Here is a 25,437-nt window from a genome sequence, read left to right as displayed (position 1 = left end):
GGAGCAGGTGCTCGATTCGCTCCCACTGATCATCGCGTAACTTCAACCGACTCATGGCCCACCAAAATCTATGAATACTAAATCAGTTTAAACGAAACTAATGATTGTTAACACACCCTAGTGGTTTCAACATAAAACATCATAATATGATACTTTTAGCCGCCTGACGAGCCACCTTCATTGTGTTATGTGTGGTGCTAGCCCTTGTTGCCATCCTCTTCTCCACCCACCCTCGAGGACACCGCCATGAACCCCACTACCGTGATCAAGCTGCCCTTCACGCGCCGGGCGGGCTGGAAAGAACTGCAGCGCCGCCGGCCGTCCATCGCCAAGCTGGCCTTTGGCCTGGTGCTGCCCATGTCGTTGATTCCGCCGGTGCTTTTGTACTACGCCGGCACTCACTACGGCGACGCCTTCGTCGCCGGATTCGGCGACCGCCAGTGGCGCTTTATTACCACCATCCTGTTTTTGTCCGAGCTATTGACGTTCTTCGTCATGGGCTGGCTGATCCATACCGTGGTCAACATCGCCGATGACATGACCATCGACTACCAGGACGCCTATCTGCTGGCAGCACTTGCGCCGCTGCCGCTGTGGTCATCCGCCGTGGTGCTGCTCATCCCCAGCCTGCTGCTCAACGTGCTGGCGGTACTGGTGGCGCTGGGCATCTCCTGCAGCCTCGTTTATCAGGGGCTGGGCGCCCTCTGCGAGCGCCAGGGCCAGGACATGACTACCCTATCGGCCACCTACACCATCATGGCCGCCGGGGTGCTCGCCTGGGGCCTGCTGATGGCCATCATCTGGTCGTATTGACCCAGCGCAAAAGCCGCCAGGCGTGCGCTAGCCAGGCCGTACTCCAGCAAAGCGCCGCGCCCCAGAGCGCGGCCTGACCGCCGCCGAACCGCAGCCCTGCCGCGGCGGCAAACAGCAGCGCCAGCGGCATGAACGCCCGCTCGCTTTCCGGGCGGGCTTTTGCCCGAGATACCGCCTGGCGCAGCATCACCGAACTTGCCAGCGTGCCCAGCGCCCCCACGGTAACTCCGTGCAGCGCCGTGCTCACCGGAAGCGCGCCCGCCACCGCTGCGGCGTATAGCCAAAGGCCCGCGCCAAGCCAGGCATAGCCCGCCATCAGCGCCAGCAGATCTGCCCGGGCTCGGCACTGCCAAGGGGCAAAGCACCACAGCCGATATAGCACCAGCGTTCCGGCAGCCGCGGCCATCAGCGCCGCCGGCACCCGCCCGCCGGGCAGCCAGAGCGTTGCCGGAAGCGCCCCCAGCAGCACGATCAGCGCCGCTTCGAGCCTTGGCTGCACCCCGGCGCCGCTTTTGTTGAAGCGGCGCTTCAGATAGCCGTTCACCGCCGGGGCAATCAGCCGCCCGCCCATGAACGCCATCAGCAGCGTAAGCCAGAGCACGCCCTGCTCGAGCAGCAGGAAAGCCGGCCAGCCGGCCAAATAGCGCGACCCCAGGGTGGCCACGGCCAGCAGGCAGATCAGTCCGATGAGCGGCGCCAGCACGCGGTTGCGCCACTTCCTGGCGGCGAAAAAGCGCGGCACCACCAGCCACGCCACGGCGGCGGCAAAGAGCGCATCGGCCAGGCTCGCCACCACCAGCCAGCCGCCGCCCACTATGCCCAGCCGGCCGATGAGCCACAGCGTCGCCAGCGCTGCCAGTTGCCTTTTGGCCAGCGGGCCCAGCAAATAGCCGGCAATCACCGCCAGAGCAAAGCCGAACAGCAGCTCCCGGGCGTGCCCGGCCGGCGTGGCCAGCGGCGTAAGCCAGGGCAGCATGCCGTACATTGCCGCAAGCGACAGCGGCACGAACACCGCCGCGTGGCAGGCCGCCAGCGGGAAAAACGCCTGCCAGGCCGGTACGCGGTCGCCCCGGCGGGACGCCGGAGCGCCGCGCTGGCCGGCCCGGGGAGCAGAAAAACGGCGGGAAATGCGTTTTGATAACATGGAGTTAAAATACGTTTTTATCGGCTTCGATACCAGCGCCGCAGGGCTATCAATGAAAGGCACATCAAACAGCGTACCCAGTTGATCAACCAGATAGATGGGCGATGGCAAGGACTGCAGGCCCTAGAACAGCCCCGTGATCTCGCCGTTGTCGTCGATGTCGATATGCGCCGCGGCGGGGTCGCGGCCAAGGCCCGGCATGGTGCGGATGTCGCCGCACAGCGCATAGACGAAGCCCGCTCCGGCGGAGAGCCGCACTTCGCGAACCGGCAGAGTCCAGCCGGTAGGAGCGCCGCGCAGCGTCGGATCGGATGACAGCGACAGGTGGGTCTTGGCGATGCACACCGGCAAATGGCCCTGGCCCTGCTGCTGGTAGGCGTCAATCTGGCGGCGGGCCTCGGGGCTGAAGGCGACGTCGGCGGCGCCATAGAGCCGGGTGGCGATACGCTCGATCTTGGCGTCCAGGGGCATCTCGTCCGGGTACAGGAAATGGAAACTGCTGCCGTCCTCGGCCGCATCGGCGACGGCCTGGGCCAGTTCGAGGGCGCCGGCACCGCCGTCGCGCACGTGAGTCGAGACGGCGGCGCGAACCCCGGCGGCCTCGGCGATATCGCGTATCACGGCGTGCTCGCTGGGGTGGTCCGAGGGGAAGGCGTTGATGGCCACCACCGGGGTGACGCCGTGGGCACGCAGGTTGTCGATCTGCTTGACGAGATTGGCGGCGCCGGCGCGAACGTCCTCGGGGCTTTCGGTCAGCATCTCGGCGGGAAGCGGTTTGCCCGGAGTCACGACGTAGCGCCCGGTGTGGAACTTCAGTGCCCGGACCGTGGCCACCAGCACCGCGGCGTCCGGCGTCATTCCCGAGGCGCGGCACTTGATGTTGAAAAAGCGCTCCGCGCCCATGTCAGCCCCGAAGCCCGCCTCGGTGACGAGATAGTCCCCGCCATGGAGACCGATGCGATCGGCGACGATGGAGGAGTTGCCGTGGGCGATGTTGCCGAAGGGCCCGGCATGGATGAGCGCCGGGGCGTGCTCGACGGTCTGCAACAGGTTGGGCTTGATCGCCTCCTTGAGCAGCGCCGTCATGGCGCCCGCCGCGCCGATGTCGTCGGCGGTGACCGGCTCGCCGGCGCGCGTATAGCCCACCCGTATCCGCCCCAGGCGGCGTCTGAGATCGGCCAGCGAGGTCGCCAAGGCGAGCACCGCCATGACCTCGGAGGCGGCGGTAATCTCGAAGCCGCTCTGGCGCGTGGCGCCGTCGGCGGCCGGGCCGAGCCCGGTGACGATGTGGCGCAGGGCGCGATCGTTGATATCCATTACCCGCTGCCAGCGTATGTTCTTGGGATCCAGGTCGCAGGCGTGGCGATGGTGGAGGTGGTTGTCCACCATCGCCGACAGCAGGTTGTGGGCGGCGGTGACCGCGTGGATGTCGCCGGTCAGGTGCAGGTTGATACGCTCCATGGGGACCACCTGACTGTAGCCGCCGCCGGCGGCACCGCCCTTGGTGCCCAGCGTCGGGCCCATGGAGGACTGGCGCAAAGCGGCGCTGGCGCGGTGGCCAAGCTGCTGCAGGCCCTGGACGAGGCCGATGGCGGTGGTAGTCTTGCCTTCGCCGGGCGGGGTGGGCGTGATGGCCGAAACCACCACGTAGCGCGCCCGCGGCTCCTCGGCGGCATCCGCGGCGGATAGGTCCAGCTTGGCGATCCCCCGGCCGTAGGGTTCTACCGCCTCGCCGGGCACTCCCAGGCGGTGGGCGATCTCCTCGATGGGCCAGAGCCGCACGCCGCGGGCGATCTTGAGGTTATCCGGCATCGGCTGCCGAGGCTCCTGGCCGAAGTCTTGCGGTTGAATCGTCATCGCCACCTCTCCTGCGCCGTTCAGCGGGTCATCAATAAGCGAGTCATCGATAGCCACAGTGTTCGCCTTTGACAGAGGGCGGGCTTGCTTGCCGACGTCGGCGGGCTTGGCCACAGCGACACCGGGACGGGCAACGACGCGGCAGGGTCGTCGGCGCCTGACGCTGCGAAAAACAGTCCCGATCGCGGGCGGGCAAGTCGCGCCGCTGTCGCCACGTCGAAATTTTGGCTAGAGTCGAGGGAGAGGGTTGTCGCGAGGAGGGTGAACGATGGCTCCCATACCCACAGCGCCGGATAGACTTCACGATATCGGCTTTGTGCTGCTGCCCGGCTTTTCCCAGCTCGCCTTCTCCTCGGCGCTGGAACCCTTCCGCATGGCCAACCATCTTGCCGAGCGCCGGCTCTATACCTGGCACCTGATCAGCCGCGACGGCCACCCGGTGGCGGCCAGCAGCGGCCTGACGACGGCGGTGGACTGCGCCATGGAGGAGGGACTGACGCTGGACCTGATGGTGGTTTGCGCCGGCGCGGGGGTCCAGCACTGCTGTGACCGCGACACCCTTGGCTGGCTGCGGCGGCTGGCCGGGCGCCGCATCCCGCTGGGCGGTGTCTGCACCGGCGGCTATGTGCTCGCCCAGGCCGGCGTCCTCGACGGCTATCGCGCCACCCTGCACTGGGAGCATTTCTCGAGCATTCACGAAGCGCTGATGTTCCCCGCCGTGACCTTTACCCACCAGCTGTTCGTCATCGACCGGGACCGCCATACCAGTTCCGGCGGCGTCGCGCCACTGGACATGATGCTCAACCTGATCACCCGGCAGCAGGGGCTGGCGCTGGCCGAGTCGATCGCCGAGGAGTTCATCCACGAGCGCATCCGCGACGTCGGGGATCGCCAGCGCATTCCGCTGCGGATACGACTCGGCCGCAGCCACCCCAAGCTGGAGGAGGTGGCGACCCTGATGGAAGCGAACCTGCAGGAGCCGCTGCCCCTGGATGAGCTGGCGTCCTACGCCGAACTCTCGCGGCGCCAGCTGGAGCGGCTCTTCCAGCGCTACGTGGAGTGCCCGCCGCTGAAGTACTACATGGACCTGCGCCTGCTGCGCGCGCGCCTGCTGCTGCGCCAGACGCACATGCCGGTCACCGACGTGGCCCTGGCGTGCGGCTTCATCTCGCCATCGCATTTCACCAAGTCCTATCACGACCGCTTCGGCCACTCTCCCAGCCGCGAGCGGACACGGCGCAGCGAGCGTCTGGCCGGGGATGCGACTGCCGAGGACGAGACGCAGCTTCCTGCCCCGGCGTCCGACGAGGCCTGATAGCGAAGCGGTTCAGGCCTTCTATTGGCCTTTCATTCATCCCTTCGGCCGCCGGTTCTCGGGGTCGTACAGCGCGCGGTAGCCGACGGCCTCGACGGTCAGCGGATAGTGCTCGCCGAGGTATTCCATGGCGAAGACGGCCCCGACCCGCGCCTGCGCCGCCGGCAGGTAGCCCAGAGCGATGATCTTGCCCACGCTGGGACCATAGGCGATGCTCGTCACGTAGGAGCGACGCCCCAGCGTATCCACCAGCACCTCCCTGCTATCCGGGTCGAGGATCGGCGAGTGGCCCACGGGGTAGCGAGCCACGCCCCGGGCGTCGTGATGGTCTCCCAGGGTCAGGGTACACAGGTAGGCGGGCTGGTGCCGGCGTTCGCGCTGCTCCAGGTGGGCGGCCTTGCCGTGGAATGCCGCCGGCTTGACCCTGGGACGCGCCAGGCCCGCCTCCAAAAGGTTGTACTCGGTGAGCAGGTCGACGTTCTGCAGCCGCAGGCTCTTCTCGAGTCGGCGGCTGCTGGCGTAGGTCTCGATGCCCACCGGCGTCACCCCCTGCTCAAAGAGCCGATCCCAGAGGGCGAGACCGACGCTGAAGGGCGTGTAGAGTTCCCAGCCCAGCTCGCCCACATAGGAGATGCGAAAGGCCCAAACCGGCAGGCCGCCCACCCGGATCTCACGGGCCATGGCGAAGGGGAAGCGCTCGGCGTCCAGCTCCCGGGGGTCGTCGGCGACCGCCTGCAGGGTGCGGCGGGCCTCGGGCCCCCAGAGCCCCAGGGTGGCCAAGGTGTCGGTGCGGTCTTCAACGTGCAGGCGGGCCAGCCCCCGATCCTCGGCCATCCGCGTCATCCACACGTAATCGCGATGGCCGGTATCGCCGCCGCAAACCACCCGGAAGCCGTCCGCGGCGAGGCGGATCACGGTAAGATCGGCGCGCACGCCGCCGGCGTCGTCCAGGAAGTGGGTGTAGACTCCCTTGCCCAGCGGTGTCTTGCCGCCTACACGGGCCACCGAGAGGTACTCCAGCAGCGCCTCGGCGTCGGGCCCGACGACGTCGAAGATGGCGAAGTGGGAAAGATTGACCATGCCCACGCCCTCGCTCAGGGCGAGGTGCTCGGCGTTGGAGACCTTCCAGAAATGACGGCCGTCCCACTCCTCGGGGCGTTCGGGCACGCGGTCGCCGAAGCGCTCCAGCAGCGCCTCGTTGGCCGCGTAGCCGTGGGCGCGCTCCCAGCCCGCCGCCTCCATGAAGTAGCCGCCGAGCTCCTTCTCGCGCGGCCAGAAGGGGCTGCGGCGCAGGTTGCGCCCGCTCTCGAAGGGCTCGCGGGGATGCACCGGCGGATCGTAGATCTTCCGGGCGACCTCCGCACAGCGCCCGTAGACGTAGTCCGGCGTCTTCTGCAGCGGATAGAGGCGCGCGATATCGATGGCGTGGGGATCGAGCGCCGGCCGGCCCTGAGTGATCCAGTCGGCCAGCACCTTGCCCATGCCCGGGCCGTCCTTGACCCAGACCGCTTCGCATAGCCATAGGCCGCGGGTCTCGGGCGCCTCGCCGACCAGGGAGCCGCCGTCGGTGGTGACCGACAGCAGGCCGTTGAAGGAGTGCTTCTCGTCCCAGCCCAGCTCACCGAGCACCGGTGTCAGCTCCACTGCGCGGGTGAAGGCGTCCATGACCTGATCAAGCTCGAGGTCGCGCATGGAGGGCGAGAGCCGGGCCTGATCGCGCTCGAGAATCTCGCCGGGGGGAACGAGACGCGGGGCGGTAGTCTCGTAGTAACCCCACTCGAGCTGCCCGCCCTCGGTTCTCCTGGGGTCGCCGGTGTCGCGCAGGTAAGCCGAGTTGCCCTGGTCACGGAACAAGGGATAACCGATCTCCACGCCGGTGTCGGCGAAGGCCCCGAAGGGACCGAAGAACAGCAGCGGATGCTCGACCGGCATCAGCGGCAGGCGAACACCGCCCATGGCCGCGGGGATCGGTCCCCAGATGCCCGAGGTCACGATCACCACCGGGGTCGCGATATAGCCTCGGGCAGTCTCCACGCCGCACACGCGGCCGTCCCGGACATCGATGTCGAGCGCCGGAGTGTCGGCGAAGGCCTGGAGCCGCCCCGAGGCGACCGCCTGCTCGACCAGCTCGCCGGCGACCTGCTGCGAGCGCGGCACGATCAGCCCGGCGTCGGGGTCCCAGAGGGCGGCCTGGACCAGCTCCTTCTGGACCAGCGGGAAGCGCTCGGCGACCTCGTCGGGGCCGATGAGGCGCGCCCGGGAGCCGAAGGCCTTGCCCGAGGCCACCTTGCGCTTGAGCTCCTGCAGCCGCTGGTCGTCCCCCACCCGCGCCACCTCGAGGCCGCCGATCTTGGCGTAGCGGCCCAGGCGCTCGTAGAAGCGGCGGCTGTAGATCGTGGTGTAGCACGTCATCTTGTCGTGGGACGTCATGTAGCAGAAGTCCGAGGCGTGGGAGGTGGACCCGATGTCCGAGGGGATGGCGGACTTCTCGAGCCCCACCAGGTTGTCCCAGCCCAGCTCAATCAGGTGGTGGGCCACCGAGGCGCCAACGATGCCGCCCTGACCGATGATTACCGCATCCGCGCGCTTGGGTAGTGTTGCCATGTCGCCCTCCGATACTCTATCGCCCCTTTACCGCTTCACCATAAGCCAGGCGAGAGCCCGCCCTTGCCCCGGGCCGACAGGGACTTGCCTTGCAGCGACCGCCGCCGGTACCCGAGAGGGCGAGGTGTCGTAAACAGCAAAGTGACCGTCGTCGGCGGCGCCACGAAGAGGAGACGGCAGGGCTAGCTTCGGAGTCAAGGGCGGTCTGCAGACCGCCGTCCGAGGCACTACGCCACGGCCCAGGAGCCTGCAAAGGAGACATCGCCATGTCACAGGTCATCGAAAGCATCGAGCATACCCAGGCGGCGCCGGAGATCCTGCTCTATCCGCGGATCCGCAAGTCGCCGTTCTTCTACGCGTCCCGGCGGCACGGGGTGCGCAAATACAGCGTCTACAACCACCACTATCACCCGCGTCTCTACACCGACCCGGTCGACGAGTACTGGGCGCTGGTGGAGGGCGTCACCCTGTGGGACGTGGGCGTGGAGCGCCAGATCGAGATCAGCGGCCCCGACGCCTTCGCCTTCACCCAGCGGCTGGTGCCCCGCGACATGCGCCAGTGCCAGGTCGGCCAGTGCAAGTACGTCTTCGTCACCGCCGCCGACGGCGGCATCATCAACGACCCGGTGCTGCTGCGCCTCGAGGAGAACCGCTTCTGGCTGTCGCTGGCCGACAGCGACGTGCTGCTGTGGTGCCAGGGGCTGGCCTACCACGCCGGCCTGGACGTCAGCATCCGCGAAGTCGACGTGGCCCCGGTGCAGGTACAGGGACCGCATGCCAAGCCGGTCATGGTAGACCTCTTCGGCGAGCGGGTTCTGGAGATTCCCTACTATCATCTCATGGAGGCGGAGCTCGACGGCATGTCGGTGGTGATCTCGCGCACCGGCTACTCCGGCGAGATCGGCTACGAGATCTACCTGCGCGAGGCGAGCCGCTACGGGGAGGCGCTCTGGCAGCGGGTCTTCGAGGCCGGACGTCCTCACGGCATGCAGGTGATCGGTCCCTGCCATATCCGCCGCATCGAAGGGGGCATCCTGGCCTTCGGCTGCGACATCTGGTACGACACCAACCCCTTCGAGGTGGGCATGGGCTACGACTGGATGGTCGACCTGCGCGGCGACGACGACTTCGTCGGCCGGACAGCCCTGGAGCGCATCAAGGCTGAAGGCGTCTCGCGTCGTCTGGTGGGCGTAGAGATCGAGGGCCCGAACATCGGCTACTTTACCGACGGCTCGATGATCGACACCTTCCCCGTCCATGACGACGCTGGGGAGCTCATCGGCGAGGTGACGTCGGCGACCCACTCGCCGCGCCAGGAGCGCAACATCGGCTATGCCATGCTGCCGGCGACTCACGCCGAACTCGGCACGCCGCTGCGCATCGAGGCCAACACCGGCATGCAGGACGCGGTGGTGGTGCCCAAGCCGTTCCATGATCCGCGCAAGGATATTCCCAAGGGCTGAGCCATGAAGGAACCACTGAAGGCAGAAGTGCGGGAAGCCACGGCATCGGAGCCGCCCATCGGGCGCTGTGCGGCCCTGGCTGACCCGCGCTTTGAGCTGCTGCCGCTCAGCGAGATGCGGGAGGCGGCGCGCCGCCTCCCGACCGGGGCCCGAGTTACCGTGACCTGCTCGCCGCGCCACGGCATCGATCGCACCCTGGAGGCAGCAGAGTGGCTGGCGGCGGCCGGGTTCCGCGCGGTGCCCCATCTCGCCGCGCGGCTGATCCGCAACAAGTCCCAGCTGGCGGACATCGTGTCGCGCCTGGCAGCCGCCGGCATCGAGGACGCCTTCGTGGTGGGCGGCGACGCCAGCGAGGCGGCGGGCGAGTATACTGGAGGCCTGGCCCTGCTGGAGGCGCTGGCGGCGATGCCTTCACGGCCCTCGCGGCTCGGGGTTCCCGCCTATCCGGAGGGGCATCCGCGACTCGATGACGCCGTCCTGCAGCGGGATCTCGAGGCCAAGGCACGGCTGGCCGACTACGCCGTCACCCAGATGTGCTTCGAGTCGGCGCCGCTGCTGGCGTGGCTGGCGGCACAGCGCCAGCGCGGGCTGACGCTGCCGGTGCAGGCGGGTATTCCCGGGGTGATGAGCCAGGCGCGGCTGCTGTCGGTGGCCATACGCATCGGCCTGGGGCCCTCGATCCGCGCGCTCGGGCGCCACAGGACGCTGATCGGGCGCCTGCTGCGTCCCGCCCCCTACCGCCCCGACGACCTGGTGCGAGACCTGCTGCCGACGCTGGGCAGCGCGGACGGCTTCGCCGGCCTGCACGTCTACACCTTCAACCAGACAGACGCCACCTGCGCCTGGCTGGAAGGGCTACGCGCCACCCACTGCCAAAATCGGGACAGCGCGATAGCGGGGCAGCGTCCGTGACGCTTTCTCGACAGCTTGGCTTCCCGGATTCAAGTAATAAGCGCAGCACCTGCGGTATTCAGTGCTCCAGAGTACTCCCCCAGAAACACCTGTGCCGATGTTCGATAGCCGAGTCGTTTTCGTGGTCGGTCATTTAGCTTTCTCACCACCCTGCGTAGCTCGGCATCAGTGACTTGGCGGAAGCTGGTTCCCTTGGGAAAATACTGCCGAATCAAGCCGTTGGTGTTTTCATTGGTTCCACGTTGTCCCGAGCAGTAGGCGTCGCAAAAGTATGTTCTCGCTGCTACGGCTTTTGCCACGGTCTGGTGCTCCGAAAACTCCGAACCATTATCCAGCGTGATGGTTGTCACCGCACCTCGACGAGGCTTCAGCAGGCGGATCATGGCCGTTTTCGTCAACGCCGCTGTAATGCTGGGTAGCCGTGCCGCCAGCAGATAGCCGCTGCGGCGCTCAACCAGCGTGACGATGCCTGATTGCTTATCCCCCTGCAGTACCGTGTCACCCTCCCAGTGGCCGATATAGCGCCGCTTCTCAACCTCGGCCGGGCGATGCTCGATACCCACGCGATCAGGTATCTTGCCAAGCCCTGCGCTTTTGGCGTGAGCACGGTGCTTGCTGCGTCTCTTGGGCTGCCGGAGATGCTGCCAAAGAGTGCCGCGCGGGCCCTGTCATCCCAGACCAGGGAGTAGATCCATTGATGGCTGACGCCTACGCCGGCTAATAGTGCCATGAATCCGCTGATCTGCTCTGGGCTCCACTCCTCACGCAGTCGGTCCGCCACCGCAGCGACCAAGCTGGGCAAGCGCTTCGTCCATTTCCGGGCGGCGCGTCGTCGGTAATCGCTACAAGCCTGAGCCTGTTCGGGATCATAGCCACTGGCCGTCGCGTTGCGGCGCAACTCACGGCTAATCGTGCTGCAGTTATTCTATGAATTCAGGCTTCAAAAAGGCAGACATAGCCAACCGCAAGACGATTGCAGTTAGCTCCAGTCGCCTGGGTTGAGCCGTCAACAGGTCTGCGAGGGGGCGCTATGAATCCCTCCCTGGACGCTATCTACGCCGTCCTTAGCGTAGAACCCCCTCTTCGACCTGTTCCCGGCTCCACTGGATTACCAACTGCGATGGCCCTATAGCCAACCGGCCGGCGCTTGCCGGCGCGGGGCAAGTTGCTCAAAATGGCGGTCTGCCCGGCATTCGCCCGGCGTTAACCGGCACGTTTTTGATAGCGGAGGTGGCCATGGCCGAAACGGCCCGACGCGTTTTAATTCTGGTCGTCAGCGGCCCGAGCACGCCGGCGCGCTGCGCAGCACCCTTTCATATTGCCACGCTGCTGGCCTGCCTTGACGCCGAGGTGACGCTCTACCTGACCGGCGAAGCCGCCGAGCTTTCCCGCCCCGGCGTTGCCGAGGCGCTATATGCCGAGCCCGACGGCGCGCCGGTGATCCATTTCATGCGCCAGGCCAAACAGGCCGGCGCCGGGCTTTATCTCTGCCGCAAGCCGCCGGCGCCGGGCCGGGCGCCAGCGGCGCCCGAGGCGCTGATTGAGGAAGTCGACGACTACGGCAGCGGCGGCGAGCTGGCGGCCATGATTCTGGAATACGACAAGGTGCTTTCCCTGTGAAACTCGACGGTTTGACGTTTCCCGACGATCGCCTTTACGCCCCCGAACACAACCTGTGGCTGCGTGAAGAGCCCGACGGCCAGATTACCCTGGGCCTGAGCGACTACGGCGTGGCGCTTTACGGCGAGATTTTTGCCTTTACCCCCAAGCGGTTAGGTCTGCGCATCGAAGCCGGGCGCAGCTTCGGCGTGGTGGAGTTTGCCAAGGCGGCGGCGGCGGCCAAAAGCCCGTTTTCGGGCACCGTGAGCGCGCACAATTCGCTGCTGGACGAGCGCCCGGCGCTGGTTCACCTGGACCCTTACGGCGAGGGCTGGATGATCCGCCTGACGCCGGAAGACTGGCCCGCCGCCCGGGCCCGGCTGCTGCGCAGCGACAGCGCCGTTGCCGCCTTCGAACGTGAGGCCGAACGCGACGGCTTCGACCCCGACGATACCAGCGTGCAGGCGTACCGGCGCGGGGAGTGAGCGCTTGCTGCATCGCCAACGCTCACGCCGGGCGACCGTAAGGGACAGGCAAGAAAAGATAAAAAGAGGGGAAGAGAAAGCGGCAAGGGAAAAGAAGAAAAACGCGGAAAGGGTGGAAGAAAGTGGTGGAAGAAAGTGGTGGAAGAAAGCGGTGGAAGAAAGTGGCGATAGAAAGTGGCGGAAGGCAGTGGGAGTCGAACCCACCCGGGAGCGGCTGCCGCCCCCAACCGGATTTGAAGTCCGGCCGCACCACCGGATGCGATTGCCTTCCTCGATACGCGTTGTCGCCTACTTTAACGCGTTCTAACGCGCTGAACCATGCTGCTTTCCTCGCGGAGGCGGCGCAGGTTGCCAAACCGGCGCGTCACGCCGATGTGATCAAGGTATTCCAGCAGCTGCACGCAGCGCTTGCGCCCCAGTTCCAGCCGGTCGCGGAACGCCACCACGCTCAGGCCCGCGTCGCTTTCGGCAAGCGCCACGGCCTCTACCGTCAGCGCATCCACGACCGCGGCGGGGTAAAACAGGTCTCGCACTACCTGGTGCAGCTCGCCCATGCGCGCAAGCTTGCGCAGCAGCGCGCGCACCCGGGCTTCGTCGACGTTTTCACGGCGCGCCAGGTCGCGCACCCAGGGCGGATTGCTGCCGCCCGCCTCGAGCAGCGGCCACAGCCGCGCCCTGAGCGCTTCTTCCTCGGCGCTCAGGCGTATCCGGTGGTCCGGCAGGTGCAGCCAGGGGCCGGACGCCCGAATCGCGCCGGCCGCCAGGGCCTCGTCCACCAGCGCGGTATACACCGCCGGCTCCAGGTACGCCAGGCCAAAGCGGCGCAGCCGCGCCCGGTCCGGCCCCGGCTCGTCGGGCTGCTGCTCGTGAAACGCCCCCAGTGCCGCCGTCAGCGCCTCGCCCAGCGCCTGCCAGCGCGCTTCGGCAAACAGCCGCTCGCCGCGCCGGGTGGTCACCGAACGCACCTCGGCGGGCAGCTGCCGCAGAGCTCCGGGGCGGTTGTACTGGCGCACCAGGGCGTCGGGGTCGAGGCCGTTGCGGGCGGCTTTTAGCCTGGCAAGCAGCGCCGCTTCCAGCCCGCCGCTGGCCAACCGCTCAAGCTCGGCCAGCCGCGCCGGGGTACGCCGGCCCCTGGCGGGCGCCTGGGGGTCCAGCACGCGCCCGCCGCCCAGGGTGAACCAGGCCGACTGGTCGCGCAGCACCACGGCGTCGCCGTGCACCGCATGCACGTGGCCTTCGAGCACCAGCTGGGCCGGCGCTTCCTCACCCGGCGCCAGCGTCTTGCCCGCCAGCAGCGCCACCCGGCCCATCAGCCGCTGGGCGCCGAGGTGAACGTGCACCGGCGTCCAGTGGGCCAGCGCCCGGGGTGCGTCGTCGAGCACCCGCAGCTGGATATCCAGCCGCCGACCGGTGCCGCGCAGGGCCTCGCCCACCAGCCAGCTGCCCCGGGGCACGTGTTCGGGGCGCAGACGCTCGCCGGCGAGGTTGAGCGCGACGCGCTGCCCCGAGGTGGCCGTTTCTGCCGGGCGATTCTGGGCGTGCAGGCCGCGCACCCGGAGCCGGCGCGCCCGGCCGTCCTCGTCTTCGCTCCACAGGCTATCGCCGACGCTTATGCGCCCGGCAAGCGCCGTGCCGGTAACGACCACGCCGGCCCCGGCCACGCTGAAAGACCGGTCCACGGAAAGCCGAAACTCGCCCTCGTCGCTTCGCGCGGCCGTCTCCCGGGCCTGCCGGGAAAGCGCTTCGCGCAGCGCATCGACGCCGTCGCCGGTGTGGCTCGACAGCGCAAAGCACGGCGCGTCCTGATACCCGGCCTCGGCCAGCAGCCGGCGAACGTCGGTTTTGACGGCCTCGCCGCGGACGGCGTCGACGCGATCCGTTTTGGTCAGCACGACCCACAGCCGGGCAATACCCAGCAGCCCAAGAATGGCCAGATGCTCCCGGGTTTGCGGCATCACGCCGTCGTCGGCGGCCACCACCAGCAGGGCGATATCCACACCCCCGGCGCCGGCCAGCATATTGTGGACAAACTTTTCGTGCCCCGGCACGTCGATGAAGCCAAGGGTGGTGTCGGCGTCCAGCGCCGCGTAGCGGTAGCCAAGATCGATGGTCATGCCGCGCTCGCGCTCTTCCCGGCGGTGGTCGCCGTCGGCCCCGGTCAGGGCGGCGAGCAGCGCTGTCTTGCCGTGGTCAATGTGTCCGGCGGTAGCCACGATCATGCGTTGTCCACTCCTTCCTCGGCAGGGTGCGGCGCCTGCTTTGCGGTCAGCTGGTAGAGAAACGCCGCTTCGTCATCCAGCTGGCGCAGGTCGAGCCACAGCGCCCCGGCCTCGATGCGCCCAACGATCGGAATCGGCAGGCCGCGAAGCGAATCCGCAAGCGCGGCCAGCTTTCCGCCGACTTCTCGCCGGGGGCAGTCCGGCGTCAGGCACAGCGCGGCGCTGGGCAGCCGGGCGACCGGCTGGGCGCCGCTGCCGATCATGCCCTGGGCGTCGGCGACGTCCACCCGCCAGCCCTTCCCCAGCCAGCCGGCCAGCCGCGGCGCCAGGCGCTCGGCCTGGGCACGAATGGCCTGGGCCGGCCGGGCCAGCAGCGCAAGGGTGGTCAGGCGCTCGGCCAGGCGGTCGGGGTCGCGGTAGAGCCCGAGCACGGCTTCCAGGGCGGCCAGGGTCAGCTTGTCCACCCGCAGCGCGCGCTTGAGGGGGTGGCGCTTGATCCGTTCGATCAGGTCGCGCCGGCCAACGATCACCCCGGCCTGGGGGCCGCCGAGCAGCTTGTCGCCGCTGAAGGTCACCACGTCGGCGCCGGCGGTAAGCGACTCCTGCACCAGCGGCTCCCGGGGCAGGCCGTAATGCGACAGATCCACCAGGCTACCGCTTCCCAGGTCTTCCACCAGCGGCACGCCGTGGCGGCGAGCCAGCTCCGCAAGCTCCTCGTTGGGCACGCTGCGAGTAAAGCCTTCGATACGGTAGTTGCTGGGGTGCACCCGGGCGATCAGCCCTGTCTGCTCGCCCAGGGCATCGGCGTAGTCGTGGGGGTGGGTGCGGTTGGTCGTTCCCACCTCGCGCAGGGTGACGCCGGCCTGCTCCATGATATCGGGGATGCGAAAGGAGCCGCCGATCTCGACCAGCTCGCCCCGGGAAATCACGCCTTCGCGCCCGGCGCCCAGGGCGCTGAGCGAAAGCAGCACCGCGGCGGCGTTGTTGTTGACCACGGTGGCCGCCTCGGCGCCGGTGAGCTCGCACAGAAGCGGCTCGACCAGGCTATCGCGGTCGCCGCGCCGGCCGTCGGCGAGGTCAAATTCCAGGTTGAGCGGGTAGCGCGCCGCCTGTACCACCGCCTCGACGGCGGCGTCGGGCAGCAGCGCGCGCCCAAGGTTGGTATGCAGCACGGTGCCGGTGAGGTTGAAAAGGCGCTGCACCCGGGGCCTCTGGCGGGTATCGAGCCGGCGCGCCAGCGCTTCGACCAGACCGGGAAGTTCCACGGCTTCCGCCGTTAGCGCGCCGCGGCGAAAAGCGGCGCCGAGGTCGGCAAGCTCGCCCCGGGCCGCGTCGCGCACCGCCTGACGGCCAAAGCGTGCCTCAAGCTCGGCCATGCCATCGGCCCCCAACAGGCGATCCACCGCCGGCGGGCGCGGCCCGGGCGGTGCGCTCATGGCGTCTCCTGGCCGCCGGGAATCAGCATCAGGTTGGGCGCGCGCCGCCGATAGCCCTGCTCGTCCAGGCGCAGGTCCAGATCCAGGCTCGCAAGGTCCGCAGACACCACTTCACCTTCCGGTGCCTGCTCCAGATACAGCTGTTTGAGATAGGTATGGCACTCCGGGCAGGCCTCGGCCTTCATGCCGTAGGGGGCGTCGTCGAAGTGCAGGTAGTCAAGCTCCTTGGTGCTCAGGCAGTGGCTGCACTTGAGGCGCACGTAGTGCCACTCGGTCGAGCACAGCGAGCACAGCAGATAGCGCACGCCGTCGATGGGGCGGCGATGGCGAATAACGCCGGCCACGGGCAGCGAGCCGCAGCAGGGGCACAGCGTCTGGTCTTCGCGCTCGCGGATGCCCTTGGCATCCACCTGGTTGAGCCAGTAGCGCCAGGCGAGCTGCAGCGCCGCCCCGATAAAGGGCGCCATCGCCGCAGGCACGTCGCCAAAGCGTCCGCCCAGCAGCGCCTGGGCCCAGGCTTTGCGCGTTTCGCCGTCGGCATCGCGAAGCGCAGCAAGCGCCTCGCTCACCGCGGCAGCGGGTGTGGGCTGCTCGGCGTCAAAGGCGTCGAGCCAGGCATCCAGCAGGGTTTGCCAGCCGGGATTTTGCACCAGCGTATCCACCGCCAGCGGCGGCATGTCGTGGCGATACGCGGCGTCCAGGTCACCCGCGGCAAGCGCTGGCACGTCGGGCGGGTCGTCCAGCACCTGCTGCTGGGCCCGGGCCACGCTTGCCATGAGCGCCAGGTAGTCGCCCATGGCGTGGCCGTCGGCCAGCTTGTCCAGCCGTTCGGCGCGAAAGCGGAACTGCGCTTCCGGCGGCAGCTGGACAAAGGGTGGCGTGGTAGCCGAGGCTTCAATCTGCCCCGGCTCGAGAATGGGGGAAGACACGGCGGCCCTCCTTATCAGATCGGCATGCGGATTACACCCCGCCGCCGGCATTGCGCCGGCGGCGGGGCGTAGCGTTTCAGCGCTCTTTCTTGCGCATTTCCTCATCGTGCCACAGGGAGTGATGCTTGCGCGCCCAGGCCTGGCTGACCTTGCCGTGAAGCATCGCGCCCACCGAGTCCTTGACCCAGATGGCGGCGTAGATGTGCACGATAATGGACGTGACCAGCACAAAGGCGGCGAAGGCGTGCAGCAGGCTCGCAAAGCGGATCAGCCCCACGGCAAAGGCGCCGCTGAAGTACTCGCGCCAGATCACGATCCCGGTCAGCAGCAGCACGGCAAGGCTTGCTAGCAGCACCCAGAACAGAAGCTTCTGGCCGGCGTTGTACTTGCCTACCGGTGGCAGCTCGTCGTCGCGCTTGGCCACCACGTCGCGCCAGCGGGAAAGCCACTGGCGATCCCGGGGGTGAATGCGGTTGCGCCCGGCGAAGCGCCAGGCCATCAGCGCAAACAGCACGCTCATCGCCACGCCGATAAAGGGGTGGAGAATCCGCGTCCAGGGGCCGCCGCCAAAAAGGTGGCTGAGCCAGAATAGCGCCGGATGAAACAGCGCCATGCCAGAGAGCGCCGACAGTATGAACAGCAGCGCGACCGCCCAGTGGTTGCTACGCTCGTTGGCCGTATACCGCTGGATATCCCGTTTCATGTCAGTGCCCTCCTCGGTCAGCGTCGTGGCGCTCGTCACGCTCGGCAGCCGGCGGCGGCGTTGCGTCGTCCACGTCATCTTCCTCGACGCGGTTGGGGCCCACCCGCACATAGTGGAAGAACCCGGCGAGCGCCGTGGCGCCCATGGCCAGCATGGCCAGCGGCTTGGTCAGCCCCTTCCAGGCGCCGACCATCGGGCTGATGCTCGGATCCTGGGGCAAGCCGCTATAAAGCCCCGGCTTGTCGGCGTGGTGCAGCACGTACATCACGTGGGTGCCGCCTACGCCGGCCGGATCATAAAGCCCGGCGTTGTCGAACCCGCGCGACTGCAGGTCGGCAATGCGCCCGTCGGCGTGCTCCTTCATGTCGTCCTTGGAGCCGAAGACGATGGCGCCGGTGGGGCAGGTTTTCACACAGGCCGGCTCCAGCCCCACGCTCACCCGGTCGGAACACAGGGTACACTTGTACGCCTTGTTGTCCTTCTCGGAGAGGCGCGGCACGTCAAACGGGCAGCCGGTGATGCAGTAGCCGCAGCCGATGCAGTTGTCCTGGTTGAAGTCGACGATGCCGTTGGCGTACTGGATGATCGCGCCGGGGCTCGGGCAGGCCTCCAGGCAGCCCGGCTCGACGCAGTGCATGCAGCCGTCCTTGCGGATCAGCCACTCCAGATCGCCTTCGTCGGTTTCGTGCTCGGCAAAGCGCATCACCGTCCAGGAGTCGGCCGTCAGATCGTCGGGGTTGTCGTACACCCCGACGGTGCTGCCGATCTCGTCGCGGACTTCGTTCCACTCCATGCACGCCACCTGGCAGGCCTTGCAGCCGATGCACAGCGAGGTGTCGATGAGCTTGGCCACGTCCTGCTGTTCGCGCACCGACGGGCTGGGCGTGGTGGTGGCCGAACGCGCGATAACGTCTTGAGTCGCCATATCAAACCCTCTCCACGTTCACCAGGAACGACTTGAACTCCGGCGTCTGGGTATTCCCGTCGCCCACGAAGGGGGTCAGGGTGTTGGTGACGTAGCCATTCTTGGCCAGCCCCACATAGCCCCAGTGCAGCGGAATGCCCACGTGGTGCACGGTCTTGCCGTCCACCTCCAGCGGCTTGATGCGCTTGGTGACTACCGCCACCGCCTCGATGTAGCCGCGGTTGGACGATACCCGCACCCGGTCGCCGGCCTTGATCCCCAGCTCGTTACCCATGACCTCGCCGATTTCCACAAACTGCTCGGGCTGCATGATCGCGTTGATCCGGCAGTGCTTGGTCCAGAAGTGGAAGTGCTCGGTCAGCCGGTAGGTAGTGGCCGCATGGGGGAACTCCTCGGCGTTGCCGAATAGCTCCATGTCGTTGCGGAACACCCGCGCGGCGGGGTTGCTGGTTACCTCCGGCTTATCCGGGTTCAGCGGGTTACGGCCGATGGGCGTTTCGAACGGCTCGTAGTGCTCGGGGAAAGGCCCTTCGACCATGTTATCCCGGGCAAAGAAACGCGCCACGCCTTCGGGGTTCATGATGAACGGACTCATTTCCTCTTCCGGCGCCGAATTCACGGGGAAGTCCGGCACGTCGGTGCCCGTCCACTTGCTGCCGTCCCACCACACCAGGCGCTTGTCATCGCTGTCCCACGGATTGCCGGCGACGTCCGCTGAGGCGCGGTTGTAGAGGATCCGACGGTTGGCCGGCCACGACCAGGCCCAGCCCAGGGTTTGGCCCATGTTATAGGGGTCGGCGTTGTCGCGCCGAGCCATCTGGTTGCCTTCCTCAGTCCAGGACCCGCAGAACAGCCAGCAGCCGCTGGCGGTGGAGCCGTCGGCGCGCAGCTGGCCAAAGCCTGAAAGCTGCTTGCCGGCGCTCACCTCGACCTCATCGCTGTCCTCGTTGCGCAAATCCTCAATGGCGTAGCCGTTGAACTCCTTGGCCACTTCGTCCGGCGACGGCTCGTCGGGGCGCTGGTAGGACCAGTCGAGGTTGATAATGGGCTCGGGGAAGACCCCGCCCTCGCGCTGATACAGATCGCGCAGACGATGGAACATCCCGCCCATGATGGTGATGTCCGGCCGCGCCTCGCCCGGCGGCTCGCCGCCCTTCCAGTGCCACTGCAGCCAGCGGCCGCTGTTGACCAGCGAGCCGTCTTCTTCGGCAAAGCAGGTCGTCGGCAGACGGAACACCGTGGTCTGGATATTGGCGGTATCGACGTCGTTGTACTCGTCGACGTTCTGCCAGAACTCCGAGGTTTCGGTCTTCAGCGGATCCATCACCACCAGGTACTTCAGCCGCGACAGCGCCGCGCTGATCTTGGCCTTGTTGGGGAAGGCGCTGATGGGGTTGAACCCCTGACAGAAATAGCCGTTGACCTTGCCCTCATACATCATGTCGAAGAACTTGAGCACGTCGTAAAGCGGCTCGTCGAGCTTGGGCAGCCAGTCGTAGCCCCAGTTGTTGTCCTCGGTGACAGCGTCGCCGTACCAGGCCTTCATCAGGCTGACGTGGAAGCTTTCGTAGTGCTGCCAGTAGGACATCTGCCCCGGGCGCAGCGGCTGCTGGGCACGGCTGGCGATGTAGTCCTCGTAGCTCTGCTCCTCGTCCCGGGGCAGGGTCATGTAGCCCGGCAGCAGGTTCGAGAGCAGCCCCAGGTCGGTCAGCCCCTGGATGTTGGAGTGACCGCGCAGGGCGTTGACGCCGCCTCCGGGCATGCCGATGTTGCCAAGCAGCAGCTGCAGCATGGCGCCGGCGCGGATCATCTGCGAGCCCACCGAGTGCTGAGTCCAGCCCAGCGCATAGAGGATGGTCATGGTCTTGCCGGGCACCGACGTCTCGGCAATATCGTCCCACACTTTCATCATGCGCTTGAGCGGCGTGCCGCAGATGCTGCTGACCATTTCCGGCGTGTAGCGGCTGTAGTGCTTTTTCATCAGCTGGTACACGCAGCGCGGGTGCTCGAGGGTCATGTCGACTCGGGCATAGCCGTCGTCGTCAAGCTCATAATCCCAGGAGCTCTTGTCCGGATAGGCGCGCTTGTCGGCGTCGTAGCCGTTGAACAGGCCGTCTTCGAAGGTGAAGCCGCGCTGCACGATGAACGGCATATCGGTGTAGTTACGCACGTATTCGTGCTGGATCCGCCCGTGTTCCATCAGGTAATGGATCAGCCCGCCCAAAAAGGCGATGTCCGTACCGGTACGGATCGGCGCATAGGTATCCGCCACCGAGGCGGTCCGGGTAAAGCGCGGATCCACCACCAGCAGCTTGGCCTGGTTGTGCGCCTTGGCCTCGGTCACCCACTTGAACCCGCAGGGGTGAGCCTCAGCGGCGTTGCCGCCCATTACCAGCACCAGGTTGGCGTTCTTGATGTCGCACCAGTGGTTTGTCATGGCACCACGGCCAAACGTCGGGGCAAGACCTGCCACCGTCGGGCCGTGTCAAACGCGCGCCTGGTTGTCGAAACCAAGAATCCCCAGGGAGCGCACGACCTTGTGGGTCATGTAGCCGGCTTCGTTGGACGAGGCGGAAGCCGCCAGAAAGCCCGTGGAAAGCCAACGGTTGACGGTATCGCCGCTGTCGTTCTTTTCAATGAAGTTGGCGTCGCGGTCGTCCTTGGTCAGCCGCGCGATGCGGTTAAGCGCCTCGTCCCAGCTGATGCGCTTCCATTCGTTGCTGCCCGGCTCGCGCACCTGGGGATAGTGCAGGCGGTTGGGGCTCTGGATGAAGTCGACAAGCCCGGCGCCCTTGGGGCACAGCGTGCCGCGGTTCACCGGATGGTCGGCGTCGCCTTCGACGTGAAAGATATCCTGGCTGACGTTCTTGCCGCCGCTGCCGCGGCTGTAGAGGATGATGCCGCAGCCTACCGAGCAGTAAGGGCAGGTATTGCGCGCTTCCTTGGTGTTGGCCAGTTTGAAATGGCGGATCGACTCGGCATAGGCCGGTTCCGGCGCCATGCCCAGCGCGGCAAGGCTGGATGCCCCGATCCCCGCACCGCAAAACTTGAAAAATTCCCGACGATTCATTTCCATCGCGGACTCTCCTCTCGTTGCTCCCGGTATGCCAGTCCCTGCCGCTCTCTTGGGGGAGCCTGGGCGCAGCGGCCCACCGGATATTGCAACTGTCACTGCCGGGCACGGCGCACCTTGCCGGCATGAACATGAATAGGATGCCGCACGCGCGGCCCTGCTGGTTTGCACATTCAGAATAGCATGCGCTAACGGCTGACACATCGCCCGTTTCGCGCTGGCGTCTCATGCCTTCGTCGTAAAGGGTGCATATTTTACCCGCTTGACGCGACCCCGCTTGCAACTCGCCAACCACCGCGTTAGCTTCGCTATATACTTCACTACATAACGGTACGCTTTCCCCATGCATAACGCGTCTTCGCTGACTTCCCCGCTCCTTTCTTCCTCGCCCTTTTCTTCACTCAAACCGCTGCGCCTGGCGGCCGTCCTCACGGCGCTGGGCGTGGCCGGCGCGGCCCAGGCGGGCACGCTGCACGTCGCCGCCGCGGCCTCCATGACCGACGCCATGAATGACGCCATCGAGGCCTACACCGCCGAACACGAGGCGGTAGATATCGTGCCGGTGTACGCCTCGTCCTCGACGCTTGCCCGCCAGATCGCCAGCGGCTCGCCGGCCGAGGTGTATATCTCCGCCAACCAGAAGTGGATGGACTGGCTCGAAGACGAAGGCGTTGACGTTGCCCAGCGCGTCGACCTGTTGCAAAACCGCCTGGCGCTGGTCGCCCCGGCGGACGAAGCCGGCGACGATTTCACCCCCGGCGAAAGCGGCGAGCTTGCAAGCCTGCTGGATGACGGCGAGCGCCTGGCCGTGGGCGACCCGGCCCACGTCCCCGCCGGCATCTACGCCAAGCAGGCTTTTGAGGCGCTGGGCGAATGGGACGCGCTTGAGCCGCGCCTGGCCCGGGCAAGCGACGTGCGCAGCGCCCTTGCGCTGGTCGAGCGCGGCGAAACCCCCGCCGGCGTGGTCTACCAGACCGACGCCCGGGCAAGCAACGGCGTCGCCACCCTGGGGCTCTTCCCGCTGGAGACCCACGACGCCATTGTCTACCCGGCGGCGCTGATTGACAGTGGAGATAACGACGATGCGGCGGCCTTCCGCGCCTGGCTTGAAGGCAGTCAAGCCATGAGCATCTTTGAAGAACACGGCTTTGCCTCGGCGCTCGATGATTAATCGCTCATTGTTGACCACTCACCTCTAAACCGGGACAAGACCTGATGCTTTCACCGGCGGAATGGGACGCCATCCAGCTCAGCCTGCGCATTGCGCTAAGCGCGGTGGGCTGGATATTGATTCCCGGCATTGCCGTGGCCTGGCTGCTCGCTCGGCGCGAGTTTCGCGGCAAGGCGCTGCTCGACGGCGTGGTTCACCTGCCGCTGGTGCTGCCGCCGGTGGTGATCGGCTATTTGCTGCTGGTCTCCATGGGCCGGCGCGGCGTTATCGGCCAGTGGCTCCACGAGTTTGCCGGCATGTCGCTGCCGTTTACCTGGCAGGGCGCAGCGGTGGCCAGCGGCGTGATGGCCTTTCCGCTGTTTGTCCGCGCGGTGCGGCTTTCGCTTGAAGCGGTGGACCCCAAGCTTGAGGCCGCTGCCCACACCCTGGGGGCCAGCCGCTGGCGGATTTTTCTCACCGTCACGCTGCCTCTTTGCGTCCCCGGGCTGGTCACCGGCACCATGCTGGCCTTTGCCCGGGCGCTATCCGAGTTTGGCGCCACCATCACCTTCGCTTCCAACATCCCCGGCGAAACCCGCACCCTGCCGCTGGCGCTTTACAGCCTGATCCAGACCCCCGGCCAGGAAGCCGCCGCCGCGCGGCTGTGCGTGATCTCGGTGATTATCGCCATGATCTCGCTGGTGGCGTCGGAGTGGCTTTCGCGCAACGCCCGCCGGCGGATGAGCGAGCGCGACGGCCAGGAGGCGACGCCATGACGACCACCGGACTTCAGATCAGCGTTAAAAAGCGCCAGGGCCGCTTTACCCTAGACGCCGATCTCAACCTGCCGGCGAAGGGCGTCAGCGCGCTGTTTGGCGCCTCGGGCAGCGGTAAAACCAGCCTGCTGCGGCTGATCGCCGGGCTGGACAAGCCCGATGCCGGCCACGTCACGCTCGGCGCCCGAGCGCTGGTGGACACCCAGGGCGGCACCTTTCTCCCGCCCAGCCGGCGCCGCATCGGCGTGGTATTTCAGGAGCCCCGGCTGTTCCCCCACTACCGGGTGCGCGGCAACCTCACCTACGGCATGCCGGCCTCGGCCCGCCCGCGCTTTGACGCTATCGTCAAGCTGCTCGGCATCGGCCATCTGCTCGAACGCATGCCCGGCACGCTCTCCGGCGGCGAGGCCCAGCGGGTGTCCATCGGCCGGGCGCTGCTGACCGACCCGGAGCTTTTGCTCATGGACGAGCCGCTTTCGGGGCTTGACGGCGCGCGCAAGCAGGAACTTTTGCACTTCATCCTGACGCTGGTGCGCGACGTGAATATTCCCATCGTCTACATCAGCCACGACCCCCAGGAGCTCACCGCCATTGCCGACCATCTGGTGGTGCTGGAAGACGGCGGCGTGCTGGCAAGCGACGCGCTAGAAAAGGTGCTGCTGCGCGTGGACCTCACCCGCCAGCTGGGCGGCTTTGACGCCGCCTCGATGCTTAACGCCCGGGTGGTCGGCCACGACCGCGACTACGGCCTGACCGAGCTTGCCCTGGACGACGAGCGCCGCCTGACCGTGCCCTTGCACGACGCCCCCGCGGGCACCGCGCTGCGCCTGCGCCTCCCCGCTCGGGACGTAGCGCTGGCGCTCGCCGCCCCGGAGGGCACCAGCTACCGCAACCGGCTTGCCGCCCGGGTGGAAACCATCGCCCCACTCCCCGACGACTCAACCGCCGTCGAGGTGGTCCTCGCGCTTGGCGAGCAGCGCCTGCGCGCCCGGCTGACGCGCAAATCCCGAGACGACATGGGCCTTGAAGAAGGCCAGGCGGTCACCGCGCTGATCCGAAGCGTCGCCTTTGATACGCGCTGGCGATAGGCTGGTGGCCCGTTTTCATTTGCTTGCCCCTGCCAGGAGACTGCCATGGCGGCCACCTCTTCTCACGACACGCCCGCTTCCAACACCCCTGTTCACGAGCCCCTGACGCTTGAGGGCCAGCTGTGGTTCAACGCCGGCGAGCAGCGCTTTGCCAGCCACGGCCGCATGCGGCTGCTGGCCGCCATCGCCGAGACCGGCTCGATTTCCGCCGCCGCCCGAGCCATCAAAATGAGCTACAAGGCCGCCTGGGACGCCGTGGACCAGATGAACAACCTCGCCGGCGAGGCGCTGGTTGAGCGCCACGCCGGCGGCAAGGGCGGCGGCACCACTCGGCTCACCCCCGCGGGCACCAAGCTCGTCGAAGACTTCAAGACCCTCGACGCCCTGCACCGGGACTTCGTCGAACGGCTCAACCGCGAGGCCGAAGGCCTCAGCGAAAACCTGCCACTGTTAAGGAAACTCAGTATGAAAAGCAGCGCACGCAACCAGTTCAGCGGTACCGTTTCCGCCCTCCGCCAGGGCGCGGTCAACGACGAAGTCGAGCTGACCCTGCCCGGCGGCCAGCGGCTTGTCGCCGTAATCACCCAGGAAAGCGCGGCCTCCCTTGGCCTGGCCGAAGGCAGCGAGGCGTTCGCGCTGATCAAGGCGTCATCGGTGATCCTCGCCGTGGAGACCGAGGGCGCCAGCCTGTCAGCGCGCAACTGCCTGGCCGGCACCGTAGAGCGGCTGGTGCCGGGGGCTGTCAACAGCGAAGTGGTGCTTGCGCTTGACGGCGGCGAGCGCCTGGCGGCGATCATCACCAACTCAAGCGTTGCGCACCTGGGCCTTGCCGAAGGCTCACCGGCAAGCGCGATGTTCAAGGCCTCGAGCGTGATTGTCGGCACCCGCTAGCGCCGCCGCCGCGCGGATGTGTCGAATAGTATTGAATATCATTTGCCTCATGCGG

20 protein-coding genes, 1 tRNA gene and 1 pseudogene are annotated in these 25,437 nt (G+C 67.1%); 10 read left to right on the top strand and 12 right to left on the bottom strand.

Features of this window, described 5'->3' with window-relative positions; genetic code table 11:
* Positions 1 to 246 precede the first annotated feature (246 nt).
* Positions 247 to 813, top strand: a complete 567-nt coding sequence (locus tag RS027_RS09555) for a YIP1 family protein (protein WP_311956425.1) — start codon at positions 247 to 249, stop codon at positions 811 to 813.
* Here the strand turns inward: RS027_RS09555 and RS027_RS09550 are convergent.
* On the bottom strand, positions 797 to 1,957 hold the full coding sequence (locus RS027_RS09550) for an NnrS family protein (protein ID WP_311956424.1): 1,161 nt from the start codon (positions 1,955 to 1,957) through the stop codon (positions 797 to 799). The two genes, RS027_RS09555 and RS027_RS09550, sit on opposite strands and share 17 nt — an antisense overlap.
* Positions 1,958 to 2,080: 123 nt before the next feature.
* On the bottom strand, positions 2,081 to 3,871 hold the full coding sequence (locus tag RS027_RS09545) for a formate--tetrahydrofolate ligase (protein WP_311956423.1): 1,791 nt from the start codon (positions 3,869 to 3,871) through the stop codon (positions 2,081 to 2,083).
* 211 nt (positions 3,872 to 4,082) lie between these two features.
* Here RS027_RS09545 and RS027_RS09540 point away from each other — a divergent pair, with 211 nt between their 5' ends.
* Positions 4,083 to 5,129 (top strand): GlxA family transcriptional regulator, encoded by a 1,047-nt coding sequence (locus RS027_RS09540; protein ID WP_311956422.1) that lies wholly within the window; start codon positions 4,083 to 4,085, stop codon positions 5,127 to 5,129.
* 36 nt (positions 5,130 to 5,165) lie between these two features.
* Here the strand turns inward: RS027_RS09540 and RS027_RS09535 are convergent, their stop codons facing one another.
* Positions 5,166 to 7,733: a GcvT family protein gene (locus tag RS027_RS09535; RefSeq protein WP_311956421.1), complete on the bottom strand. Its 2,568-nt coding sequence runs from the start codon at positions 7,731 to 7,733 to the stop codon at positions 5,166 to 5,168.
* A gap of 266 nt (positions 7,734 to 7,999) precedes the next feature.
* On the opposite strand from RS027_RS09535, the gene RS027_RS09530 reads away from it, so the two are divergent.
* Positions 8,000 to 9,196, top strand: coding sequence for a glycine cleavage T C-terminal barrel domain-containing protein (locus RS027_RS09530; RefSeq protein WP_311956420.1), 1,197 nt, complete (start codon positions 8,000 to 8,002; stop codon positions 9,194 to 9,196).
* A 3-nt stretch (positions 9,197 to 9,199) separates the two neighbouring features.
* Entirely contained in the window at positions 9,200 to 10,108 is a 909-nt protein-coding gene (locus RS027_RS09525; protein WP_311956419.1) for a methylenetetrahydrofolate reductase, read from the top strand.
* A 29-nt stretch (positions 10,109 to 10,137) separates the two neighbouring features.
* Here the strand turns inward: RS027_RS09525 and RS027_RS13535 are convergent.
* Positions 10,138 to 11,024: pseudogene (locus RS027_RS13535) on the bottom strand (IS30 family transposase); the annotation flags it as partial.
* Between the two features lie 320 nt (positions 11,025 to 11,344).
* Here RS027_RS13535 and RS027_RS09515 point away from each other — a divergent pair.
* Together RS027_RS09515 and RS027_RS09510 are read left to right on the top strand one after the other, a co-directional pair.
* On the top strand, positions 11,345 to 11,728 hold the full coding sequence (locus RS027_RS09515) for a DsrE family protein (RefSeq protein ID WP_311956418.1): 384 nt from the start codon (positions 11,345 to 11,347) through the stop codon (positions 11,726 to 11,728).
* Positions 11,725 to 12,192 (top strand): glycine cleavage system protein H, encoded by a 468-nt coding sequence (locus tag RS027_RS09510; protein WP_311956417.1) that lies wholly within the window; start codon positions 11,725 to 11,727, stop codon positions 12,190 to 12,192. The genes RS027_RS09515 and RS027_RS09510 overlap by 4 nt, the downstream gene beginning before the upstream one ends.
* A 175-nt stretch (positions 12,193 to 12,367) precedes the next feature.
* Here RS027_RS09510 and RS027_RS09505 read toward each other — a convergent pair.
* The 8 genes from RS027_RS09505 to RS027_RS13550 all read right to left on the bottom strand — a co-directional run bounded on the left by RS027_RS09505 (position 12,368) and on the right by RS027_RS13550 (position 21,480).
* Positions 12,368 to 12,463, bottom strand: a tRNA-Sec gene (locus RS027_RS09505).
* Between the two features lie 22 nt (positions 12,464 to 12,485).
* Entirely contained in the window at positions 12,486 to 14,411 is a 1,926-nt protein-coding gene (gene selB, locus RS027_RS09500; RefSeq protein WP_311956416.1) for a selenocysteine-specific translation elongation factor, read from the bottom strand.
* Complete coding sequence (gene selA / locus RS027_RS09495) at positions 14,408 to 15,847, bottom strand: L-seryl-tRNA(Sec) selenium transferase (RefSeq protein ID WP_311956415.1); 1,440 nt, start codon at positions 15,845 to 15,847, stop codon at positions 14,408 to 14,410. Before selA ends, selB begins: the two co-directional genes overlap by 4 nt.
* On the bottom strand, positions 15,844 to 16,776 hold the full coding sequence (gene fdhE, locus RS027_RS09490) for a formate dehydrogenase accessory protein FdhE (RefSeq protein WP_311956414.1): 933 nt from the start codon (positions 16,774 to 16,776) through the stop codon (positions 15,844 to 15,846). Before fdhE ends, selA begins: the two co-directional genes overlap by 4 nt.
* 76 nt (positions 16,777 to 16,852) lie before the next feature.
* On the bottom strand, positions 16,853 to 17,479 hold the full coding sequence (locus tag RS027_RS09485; protein ID WP_311956413.1) for a formate dehydrogenase subunit gamma: 627 nt from the start codon (positions 17,477 to 17,479) through the stop codon (positions 16,853 to 16,855).
* A 1-nt stretch (position 17,480) separates the two neighbouring features.
* Positions 17,481 to 18,404, bottom strand: coding sequence for a formate dehydrogenase subunit beta (gene fdxH / locus RS027_RS09480; RefSeq protein ID WP_311956412.1), 924 nt, complete (start codon positions 18,402 to 18,404; stop codon positions 17,481 to 17,483).
* A gap of 1 nt (position 18,405) precedes the next feature.
* Entirely contained in the window at positions 18,406 to 20,841 is a 2,436-nt protein-coding gene (gene fdnG, locus RS027_RS09475) for a formate dehydrogenase-N subunit alpha (protein WP_464380069.1), read from the bottom strand.
* 48 nt (positions 20,842 to 20,889) lie between these two features.
* Positions 20,890 to 21,480: a molybdopterin-dependent oxidoreductase gene (locus RS027_RS13550; protein ID WP_464380068.1), complete on the bottom strand. Its 591-nt coding sequence runs from the start codon at positions 21,478 to 21,480 to the stop codon at positions 20,890 to 20,892.
* 340 nt (positions 21,481 to 21,820) lie between these two features.
* Between RS027_RS13550 and modA the strand changes: the two genes are divergently transcribed.
* From modA to RS027_RS09455, 4 genes are read left to right on the top strand one after another with little or no spacing between them, the layout of a single operon-like run.
* Entirely contained in the window at positions 21,821 to 22,648 is an 828-nt protein-coding gene (gene modA, locus RS027_RS09470) for a molybdate ABC transporter substrate-binding protein (protein WP_311956410.1), read from the top strand.
* Between the two features lie 44 nt (positions 22,649 to 22,692).
* Complete coding sequence (modB, locus tag RS027_RS09465; RefSeq protein ID WP_311956409.1) at positions 22,693 to 23,403, top strand: molybdate ABC transporter permease subunit; 711 nt, start codon at positions 22,693 to 22,695, stop codon at positions 23,401 to 23,403.
* A complete protein-coding gene (gene modC / locus RS027_RS09460; RefSeq protein ID WP_311956408.1) occupies positions 23,400 to 24,491 on the top strand; it encodes a molybdenum ABC transporter ATP-binding protein in 1,092 nt (363 codons plus the stop codon). The genes modB and modC overlap by 4 nt, the downstream gene beginning before the upstream one ends.
* Positions 24,492 to 24,536: 45 nt before the next feature.
* On the top strand, positions 24,537 to 25,382 hold the full coding sequence (locus tag RS027_RS09455; protein WP_311956407.1) for a TOBE domain-containing protein: 846 nt from the start codon (positions 24,537 to 24,539) through the stop codon (positions 25,380 to 25,382).
* The last annotated feature ends 55 nt before the right edge of the window (positions 25,383 to 25,437 follow it).

Source organism: Halomonas garicola (genome assembly GCF_031935715.1).
Classification (GTDB): domain Bacteria; phylum Pseudomonadota; class Gammaproteobacteria; order Pseudomonadales; family Halomonadaceae; genus Vreelandella; species Vreelandella garicola.
The sequence above is the reverse complement of the archived record's forward strand: the minus strand, read 5'-3'. Positions and strand labels throughout refer to the sequence as shown.

Bases quoted from the DNA above. Each gene is read 5' to 3' on its own strand.
- RS027_RS09555 (WP_311956425.1), top strand. From the start codon at position 247: ATGAACCCCACTACCGTGATCAAGCTGCCCTTCACGCGCCGGGCGGGC.
- RS027_RS09550 (WP_311956424.1), bottom strand. From the start codon at position 1,957: ATGTTATCAAAACGCATTTCCCGCCGTTTTTCTGCTCCCCGGGCCGGC.
- RS027_RS09540 (WP_311956422.1), top strand. From the start codon at position 4,083: ATGGCTCCCATACCCACAGCGCCGGATAGACTTCACGATATCGGCTTT.
- RS027_RS09535 (WP_311956421.1), bottom strand. From the start codon at position 7,733: ATGGCAACACTACCCAAGCGCGCGGATGCGGTAATCATCGGTCAGGGC.
- RS027_RS09530 (WP_311956420.1), top strand. From the start codon at position 8,000: ATGTCACAGGTCATCGAAAGCATCGAGCATACCCAGGCGGCGCCGGAG.
- RS027_RS09525 (WP_311956419.1), top strand. From the start codon at position 9,200: ATGAAGGAACCACTGAAGGCAGAAGTGCGGGAAGCCACGGCATCGGAG.
- RS027_RS09515 (WP_311956418.1), top strand. From the start codon at position 11,345: ATGGCCGAAACGGCCCGACGCGTTTTAATTCTGGTCGTCAGCGGCCCG.
- selB (WP_311956416.1), bottom strand. From the start codon at position 14,411: ATGATCGTGGCTACCGCCGGACACATTGACCACGGCAAGACAGCGCTG.
- selA (WP_311956415.1), bottom strand. From the start codon at position 15,847: ATGAGCGCACCGCCCGGGCCGCGCCCGCCGGCGGTGGATCGCCTGTTG.
- RS027_RS09485 (WP_311956413.1), bottom strand. From the start codon at position 17,479: ATGAAACGGGATATCCAGCGGTATACGGCCAACGAGCGTAGCAACCAC.
- fdxH (WP_311956412.1), bottom strand. From the start codon at position 18,404: ATGGCGACTCAAGACGTTATCGCGCGTTCGGCCACCACCACGCCCAGC.
- fdnG (WP_464380069.1), bottom strand. From the start codon at position 20,841: ATGACAAACCACTGGTGCGACATCAAGAACGCCAACCTGGTGCTGGTA.
- RS027_RS13550 (WP_464380068.1), bottom strand. From the start codon at position 21,480: ATGGAAATGAATCGTCGGGAATTTTTCAAGTTTTGCGGTGCGGGGATC.
- modA (WP_311956410.1), top strand. From the start codon at position 21,821: ATGCATAACGCGTCTTCGCTGACTTCCCCGCTCCTTTCTTCCTCGCCC.
- modB (WP_311956409.1), top strand. From the start codon at position 22,693: ATGCTTTCACCGGCGGAATGGGACGCCATCCAGCTCAGCCTGCGCATT.
- modC (WP_311956408.1), top strand. From the start codon at position 23,400: ATGACGACCACCGGACTTCAGATCAGCGTTAAAAAGCGCCAGGGCCGC.
- RS027_RS09455 (WP_311956407.1), top strand. From the start codon at position 24,537: ATGGCGGCCACCTCTTCTCACGACACGCCCGCTTCCAACACCCCTGTT.